Here is a 16,568-nt window from a genome sequence, read left to right as displayed (position 1 = left end):
GGTAATTAAAACTCCATATTTTCCTTGCAAAGTGATTTCTTGAGATGATTTTACTTCAAAGGTTATACAATCATCCACACCTGCTTTTTCTGCATTTTCTTTTGCAAGGGCAATGGCTGCAGAGTCAATGTCGCTTCCGTAAATTTCAGGGGTAACGTCATAATCAATTGCTTGATAAGCCTCAGCTCTAGCCTTTTTCCAAATCTCTTTACCAATGCGTCCCCATTCCTCGCTGGCAAATTTTCTTTGCAAACCTGGCGCAATATTTCTAGCAAGCATGGCAGCTTCAATGGGAATAGTACCGGAACCGCAAAAAGGATCTAATAAAATTCTGTCCTTACGCCAATAGCTTAGCTGTACCATGGCAGAGGCAAGAGACTCCTTAAGAGGCGCATCCAAGGCGTTTGCACGATAGCCTCTCATGTGTAAACCAGATCCACTGGTATCAATCGCCAAGGTTACAACATCCTTTAAAATACCAACTTGAATGGTGTAAGAAGCCCCCGTTTCATCAAACCAGTCTGTCTGATACTTTTCTTTCAATTTCTCAACAATGGCTTTTTTTACAATGGCCTGACAATCGGGCACACTAAATAGCGTTGATTTTACGGATTTTCCTACGACAGTAAATTTTCCATCTTCGGGAATCCATTCCCCCCAAGGCAAAGCTTTTGTTCTATCAAATAATTCGGTAAAGGTTACCGCTGTAAAGGTACCCATTTTTACCCATACTCTACCTGCGCAGCGCAGCCAAAGGTTTGCTTTTACAATGTCTTTTTCGTCTCCTGTAAACTCTACTTTGCCATCGGCAGTTTTAATATCTTGAAATCCAAGGGCTTGACATTCACGCTTTACCACAGACTCCAGCCCAAAGGTTGTACTTGCAATTAATTGTATGCTCATTGTTTTAACTCCGTTCATTTTCTCAAATTATAAAATAGAAGGTGGGCAATTGGTTATATCAACTATAATATATCCAATTTTGCATAAATAAAAATAGCCCAATTACACAGAAAAATTTAACTGGATATAAATTTCCATAGAAATAGACATGTAGGCAAAAAATGTATGCTTTGATTGGCACTACTAATCCACATTTTCGAAATTTACATTTTTATTCCATGATTCAGATTATTATATCATGATCTTGGAAAAAACAAAAGAATTGGGATTATATTTATCAGAAAATAATAAAATTTCTTGATAAAAAAATGGAAAAACGTTATTATAGTATTTACGTATGTAAAAATAGAAACGAGGAGAATTATGTATAAATTATTAAAAACTTGCGGAAGAGCGAAACGCGGTGAGTTTCACACCCCCCATGGAGTCATCCAAACTCCAGTTTTTATGAATGTAGGAACATTGGCGGCAATAAAGGGCGCCTTATCAACAGAAGATTTGGATCAGATAAAGTGTCAGGTGGAACTATCAAATACCTATCATTTGCATCTGCGTCCCGGTGATAAAGTGGTAAAGCAACTTGGAGGACTTCATAAATTCATGGTTTGGGACAAGCCAATTCTCACGGATTCCGGAGGGTTTCAGGTTTTTTCCTTAACCTCTCTTAGGAAAATCACGGAAGAAGGTGTGCTTTTTAATTCTCATATTGATGGCAGAAAAATCTTTATGGGCCCTGAGGAGAGCATGCAAATTCAATCAAACCTGGCTTCCACCATTGCAATGGCCTTCGATGAATGTATCGGTATCCCTGCGGAACGACCTTATGTAGAAGCATCTGTGGCTCGTACCACTCGTTGGTTGGAACGCTGCAAGAAGGAAATGACAAGACTGAATAGCTTGGATGATACCATTAATAAAAAGCAGATGCTCTTTGGCATAAACCAAGGTGCAATTTATCCGGATATTCGCATTGAACACGCAAAGCGTATTTCAGATTTGGACTTGGATGGCTACGCAGTGGGCGGGCTTGCGGTAGGGGAAACCCATGCTGAAATGTATCACATATTAGAGGAGGTTGTTCCATATTTACCTCAAAACAAACCTACCTATCTAATGGGTGTTGGTACTCCAGAAAATATTTTGGAATCTGTCGAAAGAGGAATTGACTTTTTTGACTGCGTTTTACCTGCAAGAAATGGTCGACACGCGCACGTCTATACCAATGAGGGTAAATTGAACCTCTTGAATGCAAAATATGAACTCGATGAGGCACCCATAGACAAAAGCTGTGATTGCCCTGTGTGCCGAAGATATAACAGAGCTTATATACGCCATCTTTTTAAAGCGAAAGAAATGTTGGCAATGCGCCTGTGCGTCATGCATAATCTTTATTTCTTCAACAAAATGATGGAGGAAATCAGACAAGCGCTGGATGAAGACCGTTTCCCTGCGTACAAAAAAGCAAAGTTAATGGGATTTGAAAAATCTAAAGCCAAATAATTCCTTGACGTAAAATTGATTTTTATATATAATTGTTTTATTGCATAATCATAGTTTGAAGTTATATGTATATTTACACTTCAAACCTAAAGAAAAATATGTTAGGAGAGATACAAATGTCATTCGTACCATTTTTGTTAGACACAGGCACTGCAATTTTGCCTAGCAGTGGCGGTACTGCTGCTGCTCCAACCACTTCTGCGGGGGGTAATATGTTTGGTTCCCTTGCTTCCAGCAATCCGATTATGTTAATTGTACTTTACTGCGTGCTTTTAGTTGGCGTTATGTATTTTCTTTCTGTAAGACCAAATCAGAAAAGAGAAAAGCAAATGGCTGAAATGAGAAGCTCCATTGCAGTTGGTGACTCCATCGTGACCAATAGCGGCTTGTTTGGCAAGGTTGTAGATATCACTTACGAATGTTTTATTATTGAATTTGGTATGAACAAGGGCGTTCGTGTTCCCGTTGCAAAGGCTGAGGTTTTCGGAAAAAGAGAGCCCAACTTATCGAATGAAGCGCCTCCTCAGGCAGAACAACCTAAAAAGAAGAAAAGTCTTTTTAGCCGTGGCGAGTAAAACTAATAAAAGCAATCCTTTTTATTTCGATCATTACAGTATTGAATAAGATGAATGTTTTTATGAAATTGCTGTTTCCGAAACGTTTTTACAAGAACCGAATAAAGCCCCATTTGATTAGGTGATATCTAAGCAAATTGGGCTTTCTTTATGAAAATTAGGCATTTAATATCGTTGTGTATTCTATTTTATTTTGTATGTCAGATTAATGCCCAAAGAAACCCTTGAAAATTAAATTAGGCATAAATAATAAATTGGTAAATAATTACTCAATATTTCACAAATAGTCATTTTGATTCAATGTCTGCCATATTACAATCGTAGAAATACAAAGTGATTGTCGTAAAATAACAAACATTTCATACAAATTTTAGGCCGGATAGTGGTAATTTATTGACAAAATTGAGCAATAGAGGTAAAATGTGCATATGCAGAAGTTCGTATGAATATGATGCTTTTGCAAATAGTATTAAAAAATATGCAAAAAGAAAGGGAGAAAAACTATGAAAAAATTGCTTTCCATGCTTCTTGCTTCTGCACTGGCTGTTTCTATGCTGGCTGGTTGTGGTAGCAAAGCCAACACAGACGCTAATAAAGGAGATGCTGCAGAGGGAGATAAAAAGGTTTACAAGGTTTGTAACTTAGTAAACGGTACTTTGGGTGACAAATCCTTCTTTGACTCCGCACAAGCAGGTCTGGAGAAATTGAAAGCCGATGGAAGAATTGACTTTAAAACCATCGAAATGGGTGGTACAACAGAAGATCAAGCAAAATGGCAGGGGTATTTGGAAGAAGTTTCTGCTTCCGGTGAGTATGATCTGATTATCTGTGGTACATACCAGATGCCAGACTACCTGAAAAATGTTGCTGAGCAATTCCCTGATCAAAAGTACCTCATTTATGATGACACAACCTACACATTGCCTAACGTTGCAAACTTAAGCTATGCACAAAATGACTTGGGCTATCTGGTTGGTGTTTACGCAGGCGCTATGACAACAGAGACGAGCCTTGAAGGAATTAACGAAGATGCAGTAATTGGTTTTGTTGGTGGCGTTGACAGTCCTGTTATTAATGACTTCTTGTATGGCTTTATCCTGGGTGCACAGAAATCTAACCCTGATATTAAAATTGATACAAGATATGTTAATAGCTATGTTGATCCAGCAAAAGCAAAAGAATTGGCAGAATCTATGATTAACGATAAAAAATGTGATATCATTTGGGGCGTTGCAGGTAACTCCGGCAATGGCGCTGCAGAAGCCGCTTTGGAAACAGGCAAAGCTTACTTTATTGGGGTTGACTCCGATCAGGAATTAACTTTCTCTCCTGAAATGGCTGCAATCACATTAACATCAGGTTTGAAAAATATTGGTAATTCTTTGGTATGGTTCTTTGATGAATGGGATAAGGGTGTTGAACATTTCGGTCAGCAGACTTTATTAGGCATGAAAGAAGGCGGCATTGGTGTTGTTACAGATAAAAACTATGACAGCAAAACACCTGATGCAGTGAAAGAAAAAGTAACAGCTGCAATTGATGCTATTTCCAAGGGCGAAGTTGTAGTACCTACAGCAATTGGAAATGAGACAAACGAAGTTCAGCAGTTAAGAGAAGCAGTAAAACCTTGATGATTTTTTTCAATGCGTTTGAATGCTGATAAATGTAGGGGGGCTTTTATGCTCCCCTTTTACCTTTAAAGGGTAAATTCCTTATATTTACTTTTATTGTCGTATTTTTACATATTTTAAAGGGATTTTCTTCTGTAAATTATTTTTGCTAACAATCATGTAATTTGAAAAAAATTCTTTATAGATTTAAAAGAATTTTTTTGAAGGTGCATGGTAAAAAACAAGTAATGGACTTTCTGCTTAATATTTAAAGAAATGCAAAAGAGGAGGGGAACCGAAATGTCTGACAACAGCGAATATGTTGTTCAAATGAAAGGGATCACCAAAGTCTATCCAAATGGGATTGCCGCAAATCAAGGGGTTGACTTTAGTGTAAGACGTGGAGAGATTCATGCGCTTATGGGTGAGAACGGTGCCGGTAAATCTACGTTAATGAAAATGCTTTTTGGTTTGGAACAGCCTACGGAAGGTGAAATTATCATTAATGGGAAGAAAGTATCACTTTCATCGCCAACTGTAGCAATTTCAAAGGGAATTGGTATGGTGCATCAGCATTTTATGTTGGTACCGAGCTTAACTGTAGCCGAAAATATGGTTTTGGGGATGGAACCAAAGCAAGGCAACAAATTATTTATTAATTATAAAAAAGCTGTAGAAATCACAGAGGAATTTTCAAAAAAGTATAACCTATTTGTAGATCCTCATGCAAAAGTGAGAGATATTCCTGTTGGCATGAAACAAAAGGTCGAAATATTAAAAGCATTGGTGCGTGGGGCAAAAATACTTATTCTGGATGAGCCAACCGCCGTTTTAACAACACAAGAAACAGAAGAGCTATTCAAAGAATTGATGCACTTAAAAGAGCAAGGTTATACTTTAATTTTCATTTCTCATAAGCTAAACGAAATCAAACAAATTACAGATAGACTTACCATTATGCGCAGTGGTAAATCCATGGGGGTACATGAAACGGCTGAAATTTCAAAAGAAGAAATTTCTCGTTTGATGGTTGGTCGTGATGTAGTGCTCACTGTAGAAAAAGAGCAGGCACAGCCCACAGATACCGTATTAAGCGTACGTGATTTAGAATATACGAATGACTGGAATAAAAAAATGCTTGATAAACTCTCTTTTGATGTAAGAAAAGGAGAAATATTGGGAATAGCAGGCGTTGAAGGCAATGGCCAGCGAGAATTAGTTGATATGCTTTTTAACTTAAGCGTTCCTGACAATGGTTCGGCAACGGTAAATGGAAACAACATTCTTGGTCGTCCCCAGAGGGAAATCCGCGATATGGGTGTTTCCCTAATTCCGGAAGATCGAATGACATTTGGTATTGCAGGCACAGGTACTATCGAGGAAAACCTGATGAGTGATCGTGCTGCTGATAAAAAATATAACAATGGTCCTTTATTCAATTTGAAAGCCATGCATGAAGATAGTGACAAACTGATTAAAGACTATAAAGTACTTTGCAAGTCTCGCAAACAGCAGGTTGGTATGCTATCTGGTGGTAATATTCAAAAGGTGGTGGTAGCCAGAGAGTTTTCCAGTGAACCTATTTTGATTATTGCAGACCAACCAACCCGTGGCATCGATGTTGGCGCAACAGAGTTTATTCGTAAGAAATTAGTCGAACTTAGCCGAGAAGGTGCTGCGGTTCTTTTGGTTTCTGCCGACTTGAACGAAGTAATGGAGCTTTCTGATAGCTTAATTATCATGTATAACGGTAAAATTGCCGCTTATTTTGAAGATACAGCTGTTTTAAATGACACCATTATGGGTGAATATATGTTAGGTTTAAAACAACAAAGTGCTGAAGAGATAGGAGGAGTTGTATATGGAAAATAAGCGTCAAAACATGTTTGAATTATTCCGTGGATTCGTTGCCATTGCCATAGCAATTCTGGTTGCTTTTATTTTGATTTTGATTTGTGCTGATGACCCTGGGCAAGCTTTAGAATGTCTGTTAATCAAACCTATTGTTAGCAATGGAGTACTGAATGCGAAATCAATTTTTACGATTTTAGCTCGGATGACACCGATTATTTTTACCGGCTTGGCAGTTTGCGTTATGTTCTCAGCCAACCAGTTTAACTTGGGCGGCGAAGGTGCGGTAATGCTTGGCGGTTTTATCGCTGCTGTCATTGGTATTTATCTGCCTTTGGGCACTGGTGTTCATGTTTTTGTTGCAATATTAGCAGGAACAATTATTGGCGGTTTGGTTATGATTATTCCCGCTGTAATTAAGGTCAAGCTAAAGGCCAGCGAAATGGTATGCTCATTAATGATGAATTACGTTATTATGTTTATCATTTTACATTTTTTGAATAATGTTTTTGCAGATAGAAGTAAAGGTGCTACACAAACATATCCTTTCTTGGATACCGCTACAATTCCTAAAATGATTCCAAACACTGAGTTGTCTTGGGGATTTGCGATAGCAATTATTGTAACCATTATTGCCGCATATTTTATGCATCGTACTCGTTGGGGGTACTCAATCCGCATGATTGGTATTAATGAGTCCTTCTCTAAATATTCGGGAATGAAAGTTGGAGGTATCATTGTTTTATCTCAAGTAATAGGTGGCATGCTCTCTGGTATGGGTGGCGCCATCGAAATGCTTGGTAGATATAATACCTTCCTATGGCTGGATTTGCCTGGATATGGCTGGACGGGTATTACCGTTGCGATTCTTGCCAAGAATAATCCCATTATGATTCCTTTTGCGGCATTCTTTATTTCCTATTTAAATAGAGGATGTGAACTTATGTCAATTTACGCTGGGGTTCCTGCTGAAATGATTGATATTATTCAGGCTGTTATTTTCCTTTTCTTTGCGGCAGAGCATTTCCTCTCTGGCACACGTCAAAAGATTGTTGTAAAAGACGCAAAAGAAGAGTTGCAGAAAAAACAACTTGAAACAGCAAAGGAAGGAGGTAATGCATAATGTTTGAACAGTTAATTCATATGGTATTTTCCGCCAGCTTTGGCTATTCTATCATTCGTATTACTTCTCCAATTTTATTTGCTGCTTTGGCGGCCGTTGTCGCTGAAAAGGGCGGTGTTGTAAATATCGGTCTGGAAGGAATTATGATGATTTCCGCATTATTCGGTGTTCTATTTTCCTATTGGACAAACAGTTGGCTCATTGGCGTTCTCGGTGCTGTGGCAATAGGTGTTTTTGTGGCAATGATAATGGCTATATTTGCGCTGAAATTGAAAACCGATATCATTCTATCGGGTATTGCTGTCAATTTGTTAGGCGGCGGTGGCACTGTTTTCCTACTTTACCTTTTTACAGGCTTAAAGGGAAATACAGCAAGCCTCACAACACCAAACATGCTGACACCTAAAGTTCATATTCCTTTATTAAAGGATATTCCTGTAATTGGACAAATTTTTTCAGGACATTCAGTTTTGACTTATGTTGCATTCCTTTTGGTATTCCTTGTATGGATTTTACTGTATAAAACAGCTATGGGTCTTAGAATCCGTGCTGTAGGTGAAAACTCTCATGCTGCAGATAGTGTTGGTGTTAGTGTATTAAGAACACAGTATATTGCTTTGGCAATTTCCGGCGCGTTGGCAGGCTTGGGTGGTGCATATATGTCCATGTATTATTCTCAAAGTTGGAATATCGGCATTGTTGCTGGTCGTGGTTTCATCGCTTTGGCTGCTCAAGCAATGGGGCAAGGAGAACCCGTTGGGGCGATGTTGGCATCCCTATTATTCGGTTTTGCCAGTGCATTAGGCAGTAAAATGGAGGGTATGCAGGGCTTTTCCTCATATCTGGTGGCATCTATTCCCTATGCGGTTACGATTATCGGATTGGTAATTTATGCTTTGGGTACATTGAAACGCGTAAAGCGCTTTAAAAATAAAACTAAATAATGACATTGGAGAAAGTTGACGAGGACATGCTTTGTCAACTTTCTCCTAGTAGTGAAAAAGGAGGATAACATGAAGAGGATTCCGATTATTTTAGATGGAGATCCAGGACACGATGATGCCATAGCTTGGGTATTGGCAAATGCAAGTCCTGTTCTTGACATTCGTGGAGTTACGTCCAGTTGTGGTAACCAGACAATCGAAAAAACAACATACAATGCACTTCGCGTTTGTACGTTAATAAACCTACATGTACCAACTGCAAAGGGCCGCTTTAAACCTTTAATTGCAGAACCTATTATTGCGCCTACTGTTCATGGAGAATCAGGCCTAGATGGCCCAGAGCTACCCGAGCCTGATTTCGATGTTGTTGATATGGATGCAGCTACTTTAATGGCTAAGATTATTCGTGAGAGTGATGAGCCGATTACAATTGTACCAACAGGCCCCTTAACAAATGTGGCAGCACTATTGTTGGCTCATCCTGAATTGAAAGAAAATATTAAGCAAATATCCTTAATGGGCGGCGGGGTTGAATATGGTAACTGGACACCTGCGGCTGAATTTAATATCTTGGTTGATCCCGAAGCTGCAGATGTGGTATTCAAATCTGGAATACCAATTATAATGGCAGGTTTGGATGTTACGGAAAAAGCAATGATATTTCCTGAAGATTTCCAGCGTATCCGTGCATTGGGTAATCATGTTGCCATCATTGTTGCTGAGTGGTTGGAATTCTTTTATCAATTCCATAGAACTTTGGGTTACGAAGGTGCCCCTGTGCATGATGCGGTGGCTGTGGCTGCTTTAATCAAACCTGAAATTATGGAGTCGAAAGATTTGTATGTTGAGGTAGAAACTACAGGCGATTTCTGTAGAGGGGCAACAGTGGCTGACTTTAATCATGTTTTAAATGTGGTTCCAAATGCTAAAGTATTAATGGGTATTGACAGACAAGCTTTCGTTGACTTGTTGGTAGAAGCAATCAGTGTATATGGGGAGGTGGCAGAATGAATCGTTTCCCAGTAATTATCGACTGTGATCCAGGTATTGACGATACAGCGGCATTGTTGGTGGCAAGCCGCTTAGAGGAATTGGATATTCGTGCAATTACAACTGTGGCGGGTAATGTTAGCGTAGACAAAACAACAGCAAATGCTGTAAAAGTAAGACATGCTATGGGCAAAGACATCCCTATCTATATGGGAGCAGACAGACCAATGTTCCGTGAACCTGTGACAGCAGAAAAATTTCATGGAGTCGATGGCTTTGGTGGAGTTTCATATTCAACTGAAGTAACTAATACAAAAGTTGAAGAAGAAAAAGCTTGGGATGCCATTTATCGCATTGCAAAAGAGTGCAATGGGGAATTGGTTATCATTGCAATTGGGCCCATGACAAACCTTGGCATTGCATTGTCTAAGTATAGCCAATTACCTAAGTTAATTAAACGCATCGTTATTATGGGCGGTGCTGCAATCGGCGGCAATGTAACGCCTTCAGCAGAGTTTAATATCTATGTTGACCCAGAATCAGCAGATATGTTGTTCCGCTGTGGCGTACCAGTATATATGTGTGGATTGGACGTGACCTTAAAGGCTTATTTAACGGAAGATGAAATTGAAGAAATCGGTTCTTTAGGCTCATTTCAAGGAAAGCTTTTTCGAGATGTTTTGCAAGGCGGGCTGAAACAATATCAAGAGTGGGGTTATAAGGGCGTAGCTCTACATGACCCTGCGGCAGTATTATACGCTGTAGATGACAGTATATTTGAAACCCATCATGTGGGTATACGTGTTGAAACCAAAGGCCAAATTACCCTTGGCAAAACGGTGACAGATCTTTACAGTGATAAGCAATTTGAGCATAACGCTTATATTGTAACAAATGTAGATCGTCAGGCATTCCGTGATAAAATTAAAAACCTAATGTCTAAGTTTTAAAAAGTTCCCCTTATCCGACAAACGGATAGGGGATTTTTTTTGGTGTTTATATGAAGAACTGAAAAATGGAATAGGATAGCTACAAAAATTTACCCATTACAAATCATTGAATTTTCTTGACAAATGTATTGAAACCGCATAGTATATTATTAGACTGACAGTCGGTCTATTGCAAGCGCTGTGGCTTTAGGTTTTATAAAGCAACAAATACATTTTGAAAATAGATAAGAATTGCTGTACAAAGAAAATATTGAGTAATTATTTTATTCGTGATCTGACTTAGCAAAAATTTTGGAGCCTATACATTTTTAAACCATGAAATAGATCGGGAAATAAGTTTCGATACAATTAAAAAATTGCAACAGAAATAAAATTGATTTTCTAAATATATTATACTGATTTTTCAGTGAAAGGAGAAAAATATGAAAAACTTTTTGATCATATGGGTAGGTGAATTGGTATCTAGTATTGGAAGTGGCATGACCGCATTTGCTTTATCAATTTATGTATATCAACTTACTGGAAGCGTAACCTACGTATCATTGATTACTCTATTGGCATTTATGCCAACAGTATTGCTTAGCCCTTTGGGTGGAATTTTAGCAGATCGGTATGACCGTAGGCTTTTAATGATTTGTGGAGATGTGTTCTCTGGTCTAGGTGTGCTATATATTTTATTTAATTTAAAAATGGGAAATCAAGGTATTCTACCCATCTTAATTGGTGTTAGTATTAGCTCCATCTTCGTATCATTAATGGAACCTGCGTATCGGGCGACTGTGTCAGATCTGCTTACCCAGGAAGAATATGGCAAAGCAAGTGGAATGGTGCAAATGGCGGGAAATGCAAAATATCTTATTTCACCAGCACTTGCAGGATTATTGCTTCACATTTCAGATATTAGTTTGATTTTAGCACTGGACTTCGGAACATTCATCATCACAGTTACATCAATTTTCATTGCAAGAAGTCACATGCAAAAACCAATGAAAAAAGAGACTAAAAGCAGTCTTAAAAAAGAATTTCAAGAAGGTTTCCAAGTGGTTTCAAAAAACAAGGAAATACGTTCTCTTATCATGATTATGACATTGGTATGTTTCTTTTTAGGCTTTATTCAAACACTAACTGCGCCAATGATTCTTGCTGTAAGCGATGCAAAAACAGTGGGCTATATTGAATCCTTCTGCGCTGCTGGTATGTTGGTGAGTAGCATTTTTATTGGTATTTTTGGAATCAAGAACAATGGCTATAGAAAAATTTTGATGATATCTGCAGTTTTATGCGGCTTATTTATGGCATTGGTTGGTGTGAAAACCAATCTATACTTTGTTTCACTTATGCTATTTATGTTCTTTCTAACCATTCCTTTTATTAACTCCTGTGCTGAGGTATTGCTTCGCTCAAATATACCCAACGAACTGCAAGGGCGGGTATGGGGCTTGGTAAGTTTGCTTACACAAACGGGCATGATTATCGCCTTTGCTAGCTGTGGCGTCATTGCAGATGCTGTTTTTGAGCCAATGTTTCAAGATTCAGGATTTCTTACCAATAGTATTGGAAGGATAATTGGGATAGGGCAGGGAAGGGGGATCGGATTTATGCTTATTTTATCCGGCATTGGAATGATTTTGTCTATGTTTGTTTTGGGAAGAAGTAGAGGTTCTAAAACTATAAACATTGAACCCAAACAATAAAAGGATGAGTTTCATGTGGTTTATAGATTTGCAATAGAAGTTACAGTCCCCATAAACAAAATTGGAATTGGGAAGGGCGAATGTTTTAAATCCAATAAATTAACGTTCCCCACATATTATTGCAGTTATGAAAATCCCCCCTCAAATGAGGGGGGATTGATTATGTTATATTTGATAAAGCGTTGCTATCCAACGCTTTTACCGTATACAAGTAGATATCAGTGTAAAAAAGTCTGGTCAGAGCTTTTCTTAACCGAAATATCTCTTTAACAAGCCTTCGAAAGCCTTACCATGTCTCGCTTCATCACGAGCCATTTCATGTACTGTGTCGTGAATTGCGTCCAGGTTTGCTGCTTTTGCACGCTTTGCAAGGTCAGTTTTACCTGCAGTTGCACCATTTTCAGCATCAACTCTTAATTCAAGGTTTTTCTTGGTTGAGTTTGTAATAACTTCACCTAACAGCTCTGCAAATTTTGCAGCGTGTTCTGCTTCTTCCCAAGCTGCTTTTTCATAATACAAACCGATTTCAGGATAACCTTCTCTATGCGCAACTCTTGCCATTGCCAAATACATACCAACTTCTGTGCATTCGCCTTCAAAGTTTGCTCTCAAATCCTTCATAATATCTTCGCTAGCACCCTGAGCAACGCCTACAACATGTTCAGCAGCCCAAGACTTCTCTCCGCTCTGCTCAATAAATTTTTCTGAGCCTACTTTACAAACTGGACAGATTTCAGGTGCAGAATCACCTTCATGAACGTAACCACATACGGAACAAACAAATTTTTTCATATAATTTTCCTCCTGAATTTTTAATATTATTTACTAACTAATAATGATTATAAACTAATGCATGGTATTTGTCAACATAAAATTTTAAATATAGAAATTTTTTCTATCCTGTGATAAACTAGTGATTGCATTCTAATATTTCTTTTAGAAAATAAACAATTTGTTTTCTTTAACTATTTGCAAATGAAATAAGGAGGTTCTTATATGGAATTAAAGCTTAATTCAGTTATACATGGCTTTCTACTAAAGGAGAAAGAAGTTATCTCAGACATTCACGGAGAAGGGTATTTATTTGAGCATCTAAAAAGTGGAGCTAGACTCATTTATATAAAGGCCAAAGATGATAACAAGGTGTTTTCTATTTCTTTTAAAACGCCTCCTGAGGATAATTGCGGTACCCCTCATATTTTGGAACATTCTGTTCTATGTGGTTCTAGAAAATATGCTTCCAAGGATCCTTTTAATGAATTGGCGAAAGGGTCATTAAATACATTTTTAAACGCCTTAACTTATGCAGATAAAACCATGTACCCCATTGCCAGCTGCAATGAGGAGGATTTTCACAATCTAATGGATGTTTATTTGGATGCAGTTTTTTATCCCAACATATACACAAAAAAAGAGATTTTCATGCAAGAAGGTTGGCGATATATTGTCAATGAAGAAACTGGTGAGCTTGACGTTACAGGTGTTGTGTATAATGAAATGAAAGGAGCTCTTTCTGATCCCGAAAGTTTACTGCAAGGGGCTATCTCTAGGAATTTATTTGGAAAATCCACATATGGCTTTGAATCTGGTGGTGATCCAGCTGCAATTCCGGATTTAACTTACGAAGCGTTTCTTGATTTTCATAAGAAATATTATCATCCGTCAAATTCCTATATCTATTTGTATGGTGATATGGATATTGAGCGTTGTTTAGCCCATATTGGCGATGAATATTTGAATGATTATATGCGAACCATTGATTTGCCGCAAATACTGGAAACAGAAGCAACAACTTTGCAGAAAATATCAAAGGAAACTTTTCCAACCGATAGTGAAGAGGAAACAGGGTACTTAGCATACTCTGTGAACGTTGGTTTATGTACGGATGAAGAGCTTACAATGGCTTTACAGGTACTTTCCTATGTTTTGTTGGAAACAAATGCTTCTGTGATAAAAACTGCCCTTATGGAAGCAAAAATTTGTGACGATGTTGAAGGTTGGTTTGATTCCTCTACCTATGAAATGCTGTTCAGTATTGTTGCAAAAAATGCAGATTTGTCCAAGGTTTCCGAATTTGAAAAGACAATCAATCAAACCCTAAAAGGTATTCTACAAGATGGTCTTGATAAGGAATTATTGTCCAGCAGCCTCAGAAGACTCTCATTCTTATTAAAAGAAGAAGACTATGGCTCGACGCCAAAAGGCTTAATTTATGGAATGAAATTAATGAAGAGTTGGCTTCATGGGAAAAATCCTTTTTTCTCTCTACGGCATTTTGAGACTTTAGAGAAACTACAAGATCCAAATTATGATTGGAATTCTTTAATAGAAAAACGTATTCTAGATAATAGGGAAAAAAATATCTTGGTCTTTTCTCCAGATAAGAATAAAGAGAAGCAAATAAAAGAAGCCTTTATACAGAAAATGCGTGATAAAAAGACTTCTTTAACTGAAAATGATATGAAGCTAATTCGAGAAGATATGAAAAAACTTGAGATTTTCCAACATACAGAAGATACTCCTGAAATTCTTGAACAAATACCCATATTGCAGCTATCTCAGATTAATTCTGCACCTTCTATTCCTGTATACACTAAAAGCAGGGTGGGTGAGGGGAAACAAATATTTGTCCCGCTACAGAGCAATGGAATCATTTATTTAAAATTACACTTCGATGTGGATTCCTTAGATAAAGAGCTTTTGCCTTATGCAGGGCTTTTAACAGATGTTCTAGGTAAGTTGGATACAGGAAAATATTCCTACCAAGAATTGCCCATGGTAACCAACAAAGTTTTTGGTGGACTATCTTTTCAAAATGATGTCTACAGTAAAAACACTGCGGATTATACTGGATTTTTAACACTAAAAAGTAAATTTCTAAAAGAAGATCTTTCAGAAGTAGCTGAACTGACAAAAGAAATCCTTCTCAATACAAATTTTGATGCCCTTGATAGTTTGCAAAAGATTGTTCGAGGAGCAAAAATAAAAGGGGAAAATTATCTTCTTAATTACTCTCACTTGGAAGCTATCCACTATAGTGTTGCTCAATTGTCAACCGGTGGAAAAATCAATGAAATCACAAGTGGAATTGATTATTTTCACTTTTTGGTTAGGATTGATAAAATGCTTTCAGAAGCACCTGAAGTTGTTATCAACAATTTAAAGAAAGCTGCTAACTTTCTATTTACACAAAAAAGTTTCCATATCTCCATTGGATGTGAAGAAGAAGATCTCAATAGAGCCATTGAACTGCGTGATTTTATTTATCAGAATTTAAAACCTGGCGAAGATAGAAATTTTGAAAAATTTTCATTTGATAAAAGTCCTTCTTCTCTTGGATTTACAGCAAATAGTACCGTACAATACAATATTTTTTCAGCGGATTATAAAAAATTGGGCTATAGTTATAGCGGAAGAATGCAAGTGCTGAGAACCATATTAAATCTAGAATATTTATGGAATGAAGTACGTGTTAAGGGAGGAGCCTATGGAAGTGGATGCAATTTCCAGCAAAATGGAATTTGTTATTTTTATTCCTATAGAGATCCCAATGTGACGGAAACCTATGAGATTTATAAGGATTTATGGAAGAAACTAAATAATTTTAATGCTACAGACCGAGAAATGACAAAATATATTTTAGGTACCATTAATCGCTTAGATCAACCTAAAACAAATGCAGAAAGGCTTAACGAAGCAATTAGTAAAGAATATCGGGATTTCCAAGAAGATTTTGAAATTATGGAAAGAAATCAAATTATACACACAACGAAAAATGAAGTTTTGGAATTTAAAGATTTACTAAGAGATGTTTCTGCTGTGAAAAATTATTGTACAATTGGGAATGAAGGAAAAATCGTTGAAACTAAAGAATTTTTCGATTCAATCCAAAAATTAATACCATAACAAAAATAAGAAACCCTTATGAAATATAAATCATAGGGGTTTCTTATGTAATTTGAATGACAGTTGTGCTATAGCGAAATTTCCATTCTAATACGATATTGATTATAAAGACTTATGGTTGCAATGGGGTAAACGGATAACTATTCGCAAAACGACACTTTTACGAATAGTTATGTAACTGAAAGCCTAAATCATTATATCCCAGCTATATAGCCGTTGTATTTCTTTATTTTTAATAAAAGTATTAAATTCTTCTTCAAGTCTCAAACCATATCTTTCATATAGCCCTTCATGGGTTGTATATAAATAAATTCGGGCTATCCCTAATCGTTTGCAATTTTCCTTGGCTGATGCCATTAATAAGTTTAAATAACCCTTGCCTCTATGTGGTTTTTCAATATAGACATTAATTAGCCATGGATAAATATCAGGTCGAACATCAAGATCCGTTACAGACAATTGGTATACACCAATCAGCTCTTCATCTGCCAGCAATATATATGTTTGTGGAATTCTATTTTC

The 16,568-nt window shown here is 37.3% G+C and carries 13 protein-coding genes; 10 read left to right on the top strand and 3 right to left on the bottom strand.

The window, feature by feature from the left end; genetic code table 11:
• Window positions 1-903, bottom strand: a 903-nt coding sequence (locus RTK36_RS05315) for a THUMP domain-containing class I SAM-dependent RNA methyltransferase (RefSeq protein ID WP_312045054.1), incomplete at its 3' end; no start/stop codon positions are given.
• Window positions 904-1,266: 363 nt separating this feature from the next.
• On the opposite strand from RTK36_RS05315, the gene tgt reads away from it, so the two are divergent.
• From tgt to RTK36_RS05270, 9 genes are all read left to right on the top strand, one after another.
• Complete coding sequence (gene tgt / locus RTK36_RS05310; RefSeq protein WP_312045052.1) at window positions 1,267-2,403, top strand: tRNA guanosine(34) transglycosylase Tgt; 1,137 nt, start codon at window positions 1,267-1,269, stop codon at window positions 2,401-2,403.
• Window positions 2,404-2,519: 116 nt separating this feature from the next.
• A complete protein-coding gene (gene yajC, locus RTK36_RS05305) occupies window positions 2,520-2,978 on the top strand; it encodes a preprotein translocase subunit YajC (protein ID WP_312045050.1) in 459 nt (152 codons plus the stop codon).
• 503 nt (window positions 2,979-3,481) lie between these two features.
• Window positions 3,482-4,609, top strand: coding sequence for a BMP family ABC transporter substrate-binding protein (locus RTK36_RS05300; RefSeq protein WP_312045048.1), 1,128 nt, complete (start codon window positions 3,482-3,484; stop codon window positions 4,607-4,609).
• A gap of 279 nt (window positions 4,610-4,888) precedes the next feature.
• A complete protein-coding gene (locus RTK36_RS05295; RefSeq protein WP_312045046.1) occupies window positions 4,889-6,460 on the top strand; it encodes an ABC transporter ATP-binding protein in 1,572 nt (523 codons plus the stop codon).
• Entirely contained in the window at window positions 6,450-7,562 is a 1,113-nt protein-coding gene (locus tag RTK36_RS05290; RefSeq protein ID WP_312045043.1) for an ABC transporter permease, read from the top strand. Before RTK36_RS05295 ends, RTK36_RS05290 begins: the two co-directional genes overlap by 11 nt.
• Window positions 7,562-8,506: an ABC transporter permease gene (locus RTK36_RS05285; protein ID WP_312045041.1), complete on the top strand. Its 945-nt coding sequence runs from the start codon at window positions 7,562-7,564 to the stop codon at window positions 8,504-8,506. Before RTK36_RS05290 ends, RTK36_RS05285 begins: the two co-directional genes overlap by 1 nt.
• Before the next feature lie 69 nt (window positions 8,507-8,575).
• On the top strand, window positions 8,576-9,517 hold the full coding sequence (locus RTK36_RS05280; RefSeq protein ID WP_312045039.1) for a nucleoside hydrolase: 942 nt from the start codon (window positions 8,576-8,578) through the stop codon (window positions 9,515-9,517).
• The gene (locus RTK36_RS05275; RefSeq protein ID WP_312045038.1) at window positions 9,514-10,446 is read left to right on the top strand and encodes a nucleoside hydrolase; all 933 of its coding nucleotides are present in this window, start codon (window positions 9,514-9,516) and stop codon (window positions 10,444-10,446) included. Before RTK36_RS05280 ends, RTK36_RS05275 begins: the two co-directional genes overlap by 4 nt.
• A gap of 422 nt (window positions 10,447-10,868) precedes the next feature.
• Window positions 10,869-12,140, top strand: a complete 1,272-nt coding sequence (locus RTK36_RS05270) for an MFS transporter (RefSeq protein WP_312045036.1) — start codon at window positions 10,869-10,871, stop codon at window positions 12,138-12,140.
• Between the two features lie 249 nt (window positions 12,141-12,389).
• Here the strand turns inward: RTK36_RS05270 and RTK36_RS05265 are convergent, their stop codons facing one another.
• The gene (locus tag RTK36_RS05265) at window positions 12,390-12,932 is read right to left on the bottom strand and encodes an NADH peroxidase (protein WP_312045034.1); all 543 of its coding nucleotides are present in this window, start codon (window positions 12,930-12,932) and stop codon (window positions 12,390-12,392) included.
• A gap of 204 nt (window positions 12,933-13,136) precedes the next feature.
• On the opposite strand from RTK36_RS05265, the gene RTK36_RS05260 reads away from it, so the two are divergent.
• Window positions 13,137-16,046 (top strand): insulinase family protein, encoded by a 2,910-nt coding sequence (locus RTK36_RS05260; protein WP_312045032.1) that lies wholly within the window; start codon window positions 13,137-13,139, stop codon window positions 16,044-16,046.
• 186 nt (window positions 16,047-16,232) lie between these two features.
• Here RTK36_RS05260 and RTK36_RS05255 read toward each other — a convergent pair.
• The coding region (locus RTK36_RS05255) for a GNAT family N-acetyltransferase (protein ID WP_312045029.1) at window positions 16,233-16,568 on the bottom strand (336 nt) is incomplete at its 5' end.

The sequence above is a fragment of the Anaerotignum sp. genome, assembly GCF_031981185.1.
Classification (GTDB): domain Bacteria; phylum Bacillota; class Clostridia; order Lachnospirales; family Anaerotignaceae; genus Chakrabartyella.
The sequence above is the reverse complement of the archived record's forward strand: the minus strand, read 5'-3'. Positions and strand labels throughout refer to the sequence as shown.